Here is a 12,365-nt window from a genome sequence, read left to right as displayed (position 1 = left end):
GTGGCGCCTGCTAGAAGGGGTAACCAATGGCCAGGTTGAGGCGGCCGGCTTTGTCGTCGGGCGTGCCGTAATTGGCCCGCAGCGGGATGGCGTAGTCGAAGCGAATAACGAAAAACTGTACATCTACGCGCAGCCCTACCCCCGTACCCACGGCCAACTGGTTGAGAAAGGTGCTGGCCTGAAACTGCCCGCCCGGCCGTTGGGGGTCGTTATTAACAAGCCAAATATTGCCCGCATCGATAAATACGGCGCCCTTCACGTAGGGAAACAAATCTTGGCGGTATTCGAGGTTGCCTTCGAGGCGCAGGTCGCCCACTTGGTCGTAGTAGCTGAAGCTGCTGGCCAAGTCGGAGGTGGTGGGCTTGTACGAGCCCGGCCCAATCTGGCGCGCCGCGTAGGCCCGGATGGAGTTGGGGCCACCGATGCCGTACTGGCGCAAATAGGGCAGCGAGCTGCCGCTGGAGTTGCCGTAGGGTAGGCCGATGCCAATCTGGAGGCGGCCCACAATACGGTTGCCCGACTTGGGGTCGTCGCTGATGCGAAAGTATTCGCGCAGCTCTAGGTCGAACTTAGCGTATTGCGCAAAGCGCTGGTTGGCAATAGTATAGTATTCGGTAGGGCTCTTGGAGCCGACCACGAGGCCGCTCAGCGCGTTGGCCACGTTGCCGCTCACCTCGGCAATGCCTTGGAAGAAAATCTGCTGGCGGCGGTTTTCCAGCACTTGCTGGTTGTAGGTGTAGCGGTACGAGCTGGCCAGGATGAACTGCGACTGGTAGGCCTGCCGCAGGAAGGGCCGTTGCATCAGCAGCGTATCAAAAACGGGCTGGGTCGAAACAGCGTTATAGGAGAGGTCCACGAGCTTCAACTCCTGCTCGTTGGTAATCTTAGTTTTCCAGCTGTAGCCATAGTTGGCTGAGTAGCTGGTGGTTGCAAAATAGCCCGTGCGCGTCACGTAGCGGATGCCCGCGCCAAAGTTGGTGCGAGGCTGGAAGTCGGAATTCACGAGCCGCGGATTCAGAAAGGGCAGCTGTGGGGCAATGAGCCGCGGCACAATAACCTGGGCATTGATGCCGAACTCGTTGGAAATAAGGCCGGTATTATTGCGGCTTTCGGCCCCGGCGGGCGCTTTGGTTTGGGTTTCGGTCGAGGCTACGGCGTTGACAATCAGCTGCTCGGCACCGCGAAAAGCCGAGCGGTTGCGGTACGATACCGTGAGGCCCGGCCCGGTGAAGCCGTTGCTCTTGCTCACCAGTTGCAGCTCGGCGCGCACGCTCTTCTTCTTAAGCTGCGTCATCAAAATATCGGTGTCGAGGCGGCCACGACCAGCCGAATCGCCGGCGGCCGAGGGCTTAAACTTGATTTCGACGAAGCGAAACGTGCCCAGGCTCATCAGGCGGCTCAGGGTTTGGTCGCGGCGGCGCAGCCGGAATAGGCTGTCGGGCGTCAGGAACACCGCCCGCGTAATGGCCCGCGCCTTAAACATGGTTTCGTCGGGGTAGTACAGAAACTTCTGGTAGCGAACGGGTTCGCGGCGCACCGTGTCGGTGAGGACGTAATCGGTGTTCAAGCTCACCGTCTTCAGCCAGTAGGGGCGGGTAGCCTTGGCGGGCGCGTCGGCCTTCACTTTATAAAAAACGTTGACCTTACCATTCAACGTGCTATCTACTTGAAACAGAATGTAGCTGGGATTGAAGTAGTAGTAGCCCTGGTTTTTCAGGGCTTGGTCTACCCGCAGGCGCTCTTGGGTCAGAATGTCGAGGTCGTAGGGGTCGCCTACCTTCAGAATGGTGCCCGCCTGAGTGCTGCGAATAGCCGCATCAACCAGCGTGTCGCGCTCGGGAAAGTGAATTTCCTGAATCGTGTACTGCCGGCCCGGCGTGGTAGTGTAATTCACCTGGGCCGTCTTCTCCTGCTGTACTATTTCACTGCTGGTAGAGGCGTGGAAATAGCCCCGGTTTTCCAGCCGGTTCGTCATTAGCTTTTGGGTATTAGCGGGCTGGGCTTGGGTGATGAGCACCGGGGCTTCGCCAAATTTTCCGGCCAAAAAGTGACCAATACCCTTGCTCTTGCCTACCCCTAGGTGCCAGAAAAACAACTTCGGCCGCCGCCCCAGAATCGAAAAATTGGGTTGCGGCCGCACCAGGGCTTCGAGTTCGGCTTGCAGCGCCGATTGGTTTTTGAGTTTCTCGGGCGACTTGATAATCACTTTGCTACCCGTGTAAAGCTTCTGCCCCTCGGGCACGTAGCGCAGGCCCGTGCACGAGCCCAGTAGCCCTAGCAACAGGGCCACTGCCAAGCCGCCACGCCGAATGCGAGGGGTAGGGTGGGGGCGTAAAGCAGGTTGTTCCTGGCCCACCGGAAGTGGGCTGGGAGAGGGTAAATACATCATTCTAAATCAATTGGCGGTAGCTGGGCGGCGCGTGGTGTCGCGGCGCATGGTGGTAGTGTGCGTGTTAGCGGCCGAGTCGGCCAGTTGCTGGTCGCGGCGCTGCTTTTCCTCTTTGTCTAGCTTGTCCTGCTTGCGCGCTTCGTGGCGTATATCTTTTTCCTGGCGGCTCACCTTGGCAAACAATTCCTGGAAGCTGCTATAGTCGCGCTGAAATACCAGCGCGGCGCCCGTGCGCACAATGGCGCCATCGATGTCTTCGTAGGCATTCTGGCGGAAGGCGCGCAGGCGCAGGCGGCCATCGGCCAGTAGGGTGTACTCCAGACTAAGGTCGCCGGCGAAGTTGCTCACGTTGCTGTTGCTGGTCTGGTTGCCGGTGCCACCACTCAGGGGCACGTCGGTACCCAGGCGCACCGTGAGGCGGTTGTTAAGCAGCTGGCGGCGCACGGCCACATTCAGGTCGGTACGCGAGCCGTTGGAGCCACTACTGTAATCTGCCTGGTTGGTCACGCCCAGGTCGAGGCCCAGGCCTGATAGGTATTTGCCGGTCAGGCTCTGTAACTGGTCGGTGAGCACCTGGCTTACGGAGCCCCGCAACTGGCTGGCTACTATCCCCTCACCCGCTGCCGACTGGAACGGGTTCTGCTGAATAAAGCGCCCCAACACGAGTAGAGAAAATACCTGCTTGCTCAGCTCCGAAGTTTGGTTAGGCTGGCGCAAGTTGCCCAGCACGGCCTCTACCTCGTTCCCGACCGCGCTATTGAGCGACGACTGGGGTAGGGTAATGTCAAAGCCAATGGTGGGCTTGCTGAGTTGGTCAGTGACTTTCAGCAGCACGTTAAAGTTCAGACCATTGCGCGATACGTTCTGGGCCGTGGCATCGAGCGTGCCCTGCGCGGCCAGCAGGTCAGCCGGGGCTGCCTTCACTTTATAAATGGCCGTGAGGTTAAGGTCGGCGTTGTAGGGGTCGCCGGTCCAGGCAATCGACGAGCCGCGGGCAATGATGAATTCGCGCGTCACCAAGCCGTAGAGCGAGAGCTTGTACTTGCCCTGGCGCACGTCGAGGCGGCCGTTGAGGGTAATGTTGTTGCTGGGGTCGATGGTGGCCGTGACGGTGCCGGCCGCCCGCACGCGCAGGTTGTCGCCGCTCACAGGGTCCACTACGAAGGTGAAAGGCGTCTTCTCGGTAATCGTAATCTGGGCCGTGATGTCGTAGCCAATCGCACCAGCGCTAGCCGCCGAATCGGCCGCGGCCAGCTTCTTAGCCAGCATCGGATTGATTTTAACGCTCTTATCCACAAACTGCACAATGCCTTCGCGGGCTACCACGCTAGGGTCGGCGGCCGGGTTTTCTACCGTTAGGTCCGAGCCGTTGACTACCGTGGCGCGGGTATCAATCTTGATGAGTGTGAGCGGCCCGGTCAAACGCGTGTCGGAGTCCACCACCAGCCGGCCATAATAAAGCTGGTTGTTGCGACGGGTGCTCTTCACGGCCAAGAACTTGTCAGTCGTCACGCGCAGGTCGAAGTTGTAGTCTATCAGGTTGCGCGTGAGCAGGTAGCCATTAGCCACCGCTTTGTTGCCCGCCGAGTCAAGCACCGTAAAGTTGTTGAAGGCAATGCCTTTGTCATCAAACACAATGGGCTGGCTCACCAGCCGGAAAGGCGAACCCAGTTGTGGCACCACAAAGCTGGCATCAGCCGAGGTAGTAAGGCGGCCGCGCACCTGCGGCGCGCTGGTAGTGCCAGCTACCGTTAGCTGCCCATTTAGGAAGCCGGTAGACTTGCTAATTTGACCCGCCGAGAACGGCTCAGCAGTCTTCACATTGAGGCGCGCTACGTCCACCACAAAATCGAGGGGGGTAGTGCCGGTGGTGCGGTAGGCACCGCGCACCGTCACGTCGTTGCCCCCGCCACCGGTTAGGCGGGCGTTCACGTCGTAGCGGTCGGGCACGGGGTTATTGGCTTGCAGCGCCAAGTCGCCGAGCACCGTTTTGCTGTATAGCAAATCCTTGATGGTCAAGTTGGCCGTGAAAGCCTGCTTTTTGGTGCCCAAGTTGCGGGCCACTGCCTCGCCATTGAGCGTACCGCCCAACGTCGAGTCGGCCATGCCAATGGCACGGCCCACCACAGCTAGGTTAAACTGCTCGAAGCGCACGGCCAGCGGCGACGTGTTCACGGCTGGGTTTTGGCTTTGCACTACCAGTGCCGACCCGCCGTTGGCGAGGCGTAGCGCATTGGCCACAATGGTGCCGTCGGCGTTGTAGCGCACGTAGTTGCCGGTGCCTGCCGTCCAGGTGTCGTAGTTGATAATCTGCTCGGGCGCGGCCACAAATTGGAAAGCATCGCCGCCGCGCTGGTTCAGCACTTCGAGCGCGCCGGCCAAAGCCAGCCGCTCTTTGTTAGTGGAGTCGCCTAGGATGGAGGCGCGTGTATTTATCTTATTATCAGCCACATTGCCCACAATGCTGGGTCGGCGCAATCGCAGCGTCGTGTCCTGGCCTGCCTGCGCGAGGCGCAACGCGTAGTCTAGCTTGCGCGGGTCCGAGTCCACGTTTAGCCGCAGCGAATCGAGCCGGTAGTTCTGGTAGCGAATAATTGGAATGCTGGTGTTGGCCGTGAGGCGGGCTGCGGCGCGGCTATAGTCGCCGGCTAGTGTGAAGGGCGACAGCCGCCGCAGGCCCGGCACCAACCGGCGCAGCAGGCGCGTTTGCTTCACGCGCAGCGAATACGTAAACTGCTGGTTACCCGAGTTATCGCGGAAAGGCGTCACGCCCGCCATCCGGAAGTAGCGGTTGATGTGGCGTTGCAGCTCCGTGGCCAAGTCGCCCAAGTGCACGTTGCCATCTAGGTTAATGTCCGCGACGTTGGAGTTGAATTTCACCGCCGTGCGAGCCGCCGTTTGCACGATGCTGCCGCTCACCGAATCCAGTGGAAACGGCTGGTTGTTGTTGACAATGACAATGTTATTGCCGCTAAACGTGCCGTTGATGGAGTTAGCATCGGCCCCGCGCAGATTAGCCGTGAGGTTGCCCTGCACCCGCAGGTCGCCGCCCGTGTAGAAGCCCAACTTGGTGAGGTTGGCGCCGCGCAAATTCAGCGAGGTCACCTCGTAGCTGGGGTTGCGGCTATCGCGCAGGTTCACCACAGCTTTTAGGTCGAGGTCGAGGTTGGGGTCGTTCTTGCTGCTCGCTGCAATAACGTACTTATTACGGTCGATGTCTACGGCGGCCGTTACGCCGTGGTAAGTATAGCCGTTGTAGCGGGCACTCTGAACATTAGCCGTCAGCTTACCCACTAGCGTGCTGGGGTCCTGCAAGTTACCTGTGGCATTAATGCGCCCCGAACCCGTGATGGGACCAATGGTCGGGTTTTTCAGCAATTTGCCCGCGTCGAAGTTCTGCACGGCAAACGTACCCACCAACGGCTGCTGGCCATTCTTGGCGGCCCCCAGCTTACCCGAAAACGCGACGTTGCCGTAGGTCGAGCGTAGCTTGAGATTAGTGTCAAATTGCAGTGTAGTGGGCCGCCCCCGAAACGTGCCGCTCAGGGCCAGGGTGGGGGGTAGGCTGATGTTGCTGGGCACCGTGCCCTTGGGCAGCACGCTCAGCAAATCGGCCCGCGTAGTGCTAAAGCGCTGAATATCCAAGTCCGTATACAGGCGGCCGTCCACGTTGGGCAGGCCGATGATGTGCGCCCGCCGCGCCTGCACCACCGTGTTGCGCAGCCCCACAAAATCGAGGTTGCGAATGCTCAAATCGCCCAGCCGGCCACTCACCAGCCCACTCAGCAGCACGCTTTGGGTGGGGCCAGTGGTGAAGGGCGGCGTATCGGCCAGGCTCGGCACCAGGTACAGAATATCGCGGAAGCCCAATCGCGTTTCGCGCAGGTCGCCGCTCAGCCCCAGGTTGGGCAGGTCGTCGGCGATGCTGGCTAGGCTTTTATAGCGTATGCCCAGGCTACGCCGGATGTGCGAATGCGGCGTTACTAAATCCAAGCTGTCCAGCCCAATCTGTACCGAGTCGTACACCACGGCCGCCCGCGCCGAATTTATTTCAAAGCCGCTTTGGTCTTTGCCCGCCAGGTTGTCGAGTTGCAGCGTGGTGCGGTTCTCCGTGAAGGTCAAGTCGCGGGTATTCAGCACCAAACCCGTAAAATGTAAGTGGCTGTAGTCGAGCGCCGAGTAGCGCGTTTTCAGTTTCGGGTCGTTAAAATTGTCAAAGTTCACCGCTACCCCGCTGATGTCCGACTGGTTCAGGGTCACGCGCCATTTGAGGGGGGTAGGGCTGGCTTTGTCGGCGGCTTCGTCCACCTTGCGCACGGCCTCAGCAGGGTTGATAACGCGCTGCTCCACGGGCACATTCTTGTTTTGCGAGTACGCAAACGTGGTATTCTTGAGCGTCAACTTGTCGAGGTCGATGCGCTCGTTAGCCAAATCGATGTTTTTAGCTGTGACGTCGGCCAGGCCAATTTTGGTGTTGATGTACTGGGCCGCCGGCTCGTTTTTATACACAAACGCCACATCTTCCAGCGTCGCCTTGTTCAGGCCAAATGTCAGGTCCAGTGGTTTCTCAGGCTTTTTATCGTCGAGTTCGGGAGCAGTTTTGGTTTGGCCCATCGAGATAGCAGCGTGGCGCAGGGCGGCGTTATCCACCTTATACACAGAGTTATCCACATCTACCTCGTCCATGTTCACCAGCAGCTCGCCCAGCTTGGCGCGCAGGTCGGAGCCGGCCACTTGGTCTTGCTGCGTGAACAAAATATTGGTCAGGTGCACCTTGCCGATGTCGTATTTCAGCCCCGAGCTAGTCGTGTCAACGGGCGCCGTAGGGTCACTAAAGGCCTGAATAATAAAGTCGTAATTGTTTACGCTGTCGGGTTCGGTGCGGGTGAGGCGCACGCGGCCGTCGTTCAGCTCCACGTCCTTTATATTGATTTGCTTGTGCAGCAGCGCCCAAATATCGACGCTCACCCCAAGGTGGCCTACCGAGAGCAGCGTGTCGCGCTGCTGGTCGGCCAAGTACACGTTATCAAAATTGATGGCGTGGCGAAAATCTGTCCGAAATGTGCCGAGCCGAACCTCGGTTTTGAGTTTGCCGCGCAAGTAGCCTTCGGCGCGACGCGCCACAAAGTCTTGGCCCGCTGGGGTTTGCACAGCCACAAAAACGCCCACTGCCAGCACCAGTATCAGTGCCAGCAAGCCAAAGACAACGTACAAAAAGCGTCGTAGATAAACTGACACAGGCAAATAGAAAGGTAGGCCAAGCCAACATTAGCTTGGTAAAGAAACATAATTATGGCTTTCCAAACGGAAAACCGGCCGTAGGGGTTGGGTAATGTCCACCTTAATACCACTCCCGGTTCTCTTAACTCAACGAAGGGGGGTAGGCCTTTTGGTATGAGCGGGCTGCCGTTACTTTGCCCTTATGCAGCCTACTACTTCTTTCGACTACCGCCCCCTCATTCGCCAGGCTTTTGCCGAGATGGAAAAAGTGGTTGTGGGCCAGCGCACGCTGGTTAGCCGCCTGCTGATTGGCGTATTCACCGGCGGCCATATCTTGCTGGAAGGCGTGCCGGGCCTGGCCAAAACCCTCACCGTCTCTACGTTGGCACAAGTGCTGCACTTGCATTTTCAGCGGGTGCAGTTCACGCCTGACTTGCTACCCTCCGACTTGGTAGGGACCATGATTTACAACCAGAACCAGTCGGTTTTTGAAGTAAAAAAAGGACCCATCTTCGCCAACCTCGTGCTGGCCGACGAAATCAACCGCTCGCCGGCCAAGGTGCAGAGCGCCCTGCTCGAAGCCATGCAGGAAAACCAAGTAACCATTGGCGAAACCACGTACTTGCTCGACCGGCCCTTTCTGGTGCTGGCCACCCAAAACCCCGTGGAGCAGGAAGGTACCTACCCCCTGCCCGAAGCCCAGGTAGACCGCTTTATGCTGAAGGTACACGTCGACTACCTCAAAAAAGCCGACGAGCTGGAGGTGATGCGCCGCATGGCCAACCTAGGGTTTCAGGGCGATGTGCAGCCGGTGCTTACCAAGGAAGATATTTTTGGCATCCGCGACCAAATAAACCAGGTACAGATTTCGGATACGCTCGAGAAGTACCTCATCGAATTAGTATTCGCCACGCGCCGCCCCGCCGACTACGACCTGCCCGAGTTTGCGCAGGCCGTGCAGTTTGGAGCTAGCCCGCGCGCCAGCATTGCACTGCACCGCGCCGCCCGCGCCGTGGCCTACCTCGACGGCCGCGACTATGTGCTGCCCGAAGACATCAAGGATGTAGCCCAGGATGTGCTGAACCACCGCATTCTGATGACCTACGAAGCCGAGGCCGACGGTATACGTACGCACGACCTGATTGAGGCTATTTTGCGGAAGGTGCCAATCTCGTAGGTCGCCGCTCGCCCTACCCCCTGCTACTATGCCAGCCAGCAGGCCGGAGCTAAACCCCGGTATGCTGGCCGATTTGTGTTGGCATGCAGCCTTTGCAACTGCCCGTAATAAATACATCTCAAAGCCAAAATAGCCCGTATAGCCTTGGCAACTCTATTGGTTTGCTACTGGGTTTTCTAAGAGGTCAGCCAGTCCATATAGTAATAGAAGTACGCACATGGATGCTGGTGCTCCCATCGCCGCAAGCGAAGTTCGGTTTCGTTCGCTTTTTGAAAATACCCCTGAACTGGTCCTTTATCAGAACCCTGCTGGTATCATCCTAGATGCTAACCCCGCGTTTTTGGCGGTGGTAGAAAAGTCGAAGGAACAGGTAATTGGCAAGCCTTACAGCGATTTTTTGCCGCTGCGGGCCCAGCCCATATTTACGCAGAAACTGCGGGAGGCCATCGCTGGCAAAACGGTACGCTTTGAAGTGTTTGCCTCGCAAGGGCAGTCGGCTCCGCGGCACTGGGACGTGGTGAAAATACCGCTTCGCCAAGAGGGCGAGGTGGTAGGCGTGCATATGGTAGCGCGCGACATCACGGAAAAGACGCAGCACCAGGAGGAAATATTCGTCCAAAACCAGAACTTACAGCAGTTTGCCTACATCGTTTCGCACAACCTGCGCGCGCCCCTGGCCAATGCCGTTGGGCTGGTAGAATTGCTGAGTACGGAGGAGCAGGGTTCGCCTTTTTTCGAGGAAACGCGGCAGTACTTGCAGCAAAACTTGCAGCAACTCGACCTGGTGCTGCGCGACATGAATACCATCCTCACCATCCGCGACCAGCAGCACTTAGCAGTGCCCGAGTCGGTGCCGCTCCAGGAAATTATAAGCCAGGTTCTGCAGGACTTAGCAGACGTGCTAGACCAGTGTGGTGGCACGACGCAAATAGAAATTGACCAGCACATGCGGGTGCAGGCCAACCGGGCGTACCTGTACAGCATTTTTTTTAACCTGCTGACCAATGCTATTAAGTATCGCTCCGACCAGCGGCCGCTGCACATCGCCATTGCCGCCATCCGCGATGGGGGGGGTAGGCAAGTGGTGACAATAACCGACAATGGCGTGGGCTTCGACCAGGAGCAGGCCGGCGCCGACATTTTTAAGCTCTACAAGCGGTTTCATACGAAGCTGTCTGGGCGGGGGGTAGGCCTCTACTTAGTCAAGACGCACGTAGAAAACATGGGCGGACAAATTGAGGTACACAGCCAGCTTGGTGAGGGTACGCGCTTCACCCTAACCTTACGCTAAACAGCCCGGCCATGCAGACTATCCTCATCGACGACGACCCAACCGGCGTGTTCTTAGTAAAGCGGCTTTTCCAGCGCGCGGGGCTACCCGATTGCCTTACCACCTTTCTGTTGCCGGCCGAAGCGCTAGCCTTTTTGCAGCAAGCCCCCACAGAAGCTCTCCCCGAAGTCATTTTGCTTGACTTGAATATGCCCCTGCTCAGCGGCTGGGATGTTTTAGAAGCCCTCAAGCCCCAGCAAGAAGAACTGAAGCAGCGGTGCTCTATCTACATCCTTACTTCCTCGCTGGCCCCCGCCGATGTAGCCCGCGCCAAAGATAATCCGCTGGTAGTAGCGCTGTTGCATAAGCCGCTAGACTACCAGAAAATTCAGGATATCCAGGCCCGGCTGCGGCAATAGCAGTCCGTTTGCGGGCTTTCGGGTTGGTTTTGGGGCCATTATATACTAAGCCCCCTAGGCCTAGTAGTAGATGGACGGTTAATGAAGAACTATCAACCTTATCGGTAGGGCTACGTTAAAGGCAATGCGCAAACAGTTTTCTGCTAGCGCACTGCTACTCATTCACTGAAACACTCGCTCTCATGAAAAAGCTTCTTGTTTTAACTGCCTTGCTTGCAACTGGTGCTTATTCGGCAAACGCCCAAACCAGCACGACCACTACCCGCCAAACCACCACCACGCCTGCGCAAACGACTCCGACGTCAACGCAGGACATCAATACGCCGGCTTCGACCACTGTTGAGTCGACCACGACGACCACCAACCCGAATACTACTACGGTAGCCCCTACCACGGTAGTACCCGCTGATGCTAAAGTGAAAGCTAAAGGTCGCAAAACCAAAATTAAGTAGTCCTAACTACCTATTAAATACGTGTAAAAGCCCGGCTGCAAGCAATTGCAGTCGGGCTTTTGCGTAGCTAATACCAGTGTTCTTGAGCAAAGCACCAAGCTACTATGCAAGCACGTGCCCAGGCGAATCATCCGGCTAGCTACAGTTATGTATTGATTGCAAATTAGTTAGCTGCCTGAGCCGACTAGCCCCTGGCTGCGCGCTCCAAAATCGCCTGCATCTGGCCGGCTATCGCTACCCGGTCAAATTCAGTCTGCGCCAGCTCACGTCCGCGCTCTCCAGCAGCGCGCAGGCCCGCTGGGTCGGCTAGCACGGCCTGCAGCTGGGCGGCGAGCGCCGCGGCATCACCAGCCGGGGTGTACCAGCCACAGCGATGCTGCTCCACCAAGGTTTTAGTCCAGCCTTTGTTGGTTACAAGCACTGGCGTGCCCACGGCCAGCGCATCGTAGAGTTTGGCCGGAGAATTTGTGTCCAGCACGGGCATATCCAGAAACGATACCACGGCCACTTCAGCCAGCGCAAACCAGCTAAATACTGCGTGGCGCGGCTGCCCTCCCACCAGCCGAATGCGCCTCGGCCAGCGCGCCGCCGCCGCCGCCACCAAGGGCTCGTAATAGCCGTGGCCCAGGAAGAGAAATGTCACGGCCGGGTCGGCCGCTACCAGCGCCTCGGCGGCCGCTACCACAGTCGGCATGTCGTTGGCCCGGCCAAATGTGCCGGCGTACAGCACTACCCGCTGGCCGGCTAGCGCCTGTGTACGGCGTAGCTCGGCCACGGCGAGGGGGGTAGCGCGGGCCGCTAGGTTTAGGTCGGTGCCATTGAGGAGGGTAGTGATTTTACTCGGTGCAATGCCGAGCTGCGCCACGTAATGGCTCATATCGGGTGAGAGGGGCACAATGTGCGCCGCGCTTTCGTAGAGCCGTTTTTCTAAAGCAAATAGCTGTTGGCGAGCCAGCGCAGTGGGCACGGCCCCCATCGCCACCGGAAACGAGGGCCATAAATCCTGCACCTCAAATACCCACGGCACGCGCCAACTCCGCGCCACTCGGGCAGCAGCCCAGGCCGCCGTCAGCGGCGTGCTGATGCCCCATACCACATCGGGCCGCGCAATGCGCCGTCCCGCCCGCCAGGCCCAAGCCGCGTACTGCGCAAAAGCCAGGGCGCGCCGCGCCGGCCCCATCTTATTCTCATACGGGATAGTAGCTTCCCGCAGTTCTACCCCCGGCGGCACCCAGGCAAAGTCGTGGGTGAGCTGCTGGCTGCGCCAAGCAGGGGTAGTGAGCAGCGTAACGCGGTGGTGCCGGGCGATTTCAGTCAGCAGCGTGTAGTGCCGGCTCGTCGCCGGGCAGTCGGGGCTGGTATGGTACTGGCTGAAAACGGCAATGTGCATAGTTTCAATGAACAGTGAGCAATGAACAAGGCGTAATTATGGACGAAC

General features: G+C 58.5%; 7 protein-coding genes. 4 read left to right on the top strand and 3 right to left on the bottom strand.

Features of this window, described 5'->3' with window-relative positions; genetic code table 11:
• Positions 1-10: 10 nt before the first annotated feature.
• Both tamL and GO988_RS24660 read right to left on the bottom strand, forming a co-directional pair.
• Entirely contained in the window at positions 11-2,389 is a 2,379-nt protein-coding gene (tamL, locus tag GO988_RS16895) for a translocation and assembly module lipoprotein TamL (RefSeq protein WP_157567700.1), read from the bottom strand.
• Between the two features lie 6 nt (positions 2,390-2,395).
• Positions 2,396-7,627 (bottom strand): translocation/assembly module TamB domain-containing protein, encoded by a 5,232-nt coding sequence (locus GO988_RS24660; RefSeq protein ID WP_157567698.1) that lies wholly within the window; start codon positions 7,625-7,627, stop codon positions 2,396-2,398.
• Between the two features lie 184 nt (positions 7,628-7,811).
• On the opposite strand from GO988_RS24660, the gene GO988_RS16885 reads away from it, so the two are divergent.
• The 4 genes from GO988_RS16885 to GO988_RS16870 all read left to right on the top strand — a co-directional run bounded on the left by GO988_RS16885 (position 7,812) and on the right by GO988_RS16870 (position 10,927).
• Positions 7,812-8,786 (top strand): AAA family ATPase, encoded by a 975-nt coding sequence (locus GO988_RS16885; RefSeq protein WP_157567696.1) that lies wholly within the window; start codon positions 7,812-7,814, stop codon positions 8,784-8,786.
• Positions 8,787-9,003: 217 nt separating this feature from the next.
• Complete coding sequence (locus tag GO988_RS16880) at positions 9,004-10,077, top strand: PAS domain-containing sensor histidine kinase (protein ID WP_157567694.1); 1,074 nt, start codon at positions 9,004-9,006, stop codon at positions 10,075-10,077.
• Between the two features lie 11 nt (positions 10,078-10,088).
• Positions 10,089-10,475 (top strand): response regulator, encoded by a 387-nt coding sequence (locus GO988_RS16875; protein WP_157567692.1) that lies wholly within the window; start codon positions 10,089-10,091, stop codon positions 10,473-10,475.
• Positions 10,476-10,657: 182 nt separating this feature from the next.
• A complete protein-coding gene (locus GO988_RS16870; protein WP_157567690.1) occupies positions 10,658-10,927 on the top strand; it encodes a hypothetical protein in 270 nt (89 codons plus the stop codon).
• A gap of 184 nt (positions 10,928-11,111) precedes the next feature.
• On the opposite strand, the gene GO988_RS16865 is transcribed toward GO988_RS16870, so the two are convergent.
• Positions 11,112-12,317: a glycosyltransferase family 4 protein gene (locus GO988_RS16865; protein WP_157567688.1), complete on the bottom strand. Its 1,206-nt coding sequence runs from the start codon at positions 12,315-12,317 to the stop codon at positions 11,112-11,114.
• Positions 12,318-12,365 lie beyond the last annotated feature (48 nt).

This window comes from Hymenobacter ginkgonis, from assembly GCF_009755225.1.
Lineage (GTDB): Bacteria > Bacteroidota > Bacteroidia > Cytophagales > Hymenobacteraceae > Hymenobacter > Hymenobacter ginkgonis.
Note: the sequence above shows the minus strand (reverse complement) of the source record. Positions and strands in the feature narration are given on the sequence as shown.

Coding starts and splice junctions, on each gene's coding strand:
- tamL (WP_157567700.1), bottom strand. CDS start 2,389: ATGATGTATTTACCCTCTCCCAGCCCACTTCCGGTGGGCCAGGAACAA.
- GO988_RS16885 (WP_157567696.1), top strand. CDS start 7,812: ATGCAGCCTACTACTTCTTTCGACTACCGCCCCCTCATTCGCCAGGCT.
- GO988_RS16880 (WP_157567694.1), top strand. CDS start 9,004: ATGGATGCTGGTGCTCCCATCGCCGCAAGCGAAGTTCGGTTTCGTTCG.
- GO988_RS16875 (WP_157567692.1), top strand. CDS start 10,089: ATGCAGACTATCCTCATCGACGACGACCCAACCGGCGTGTTCTTAGTA.
- GO988_RS16870 (WP_157567690.1), top strand. CDS start 10,658: ATGAAAAAGCTTCTTGTTTTAACTGCCTTGCTTGCAACTGGTGCTTAT.
- GO988_RS16865 (WP_157567688.1), bottom strand. CDS start 12,317: ATGCACATTGCCGTTTTCAGCCAGTACCATACCAGCCCCGACTGCCCG.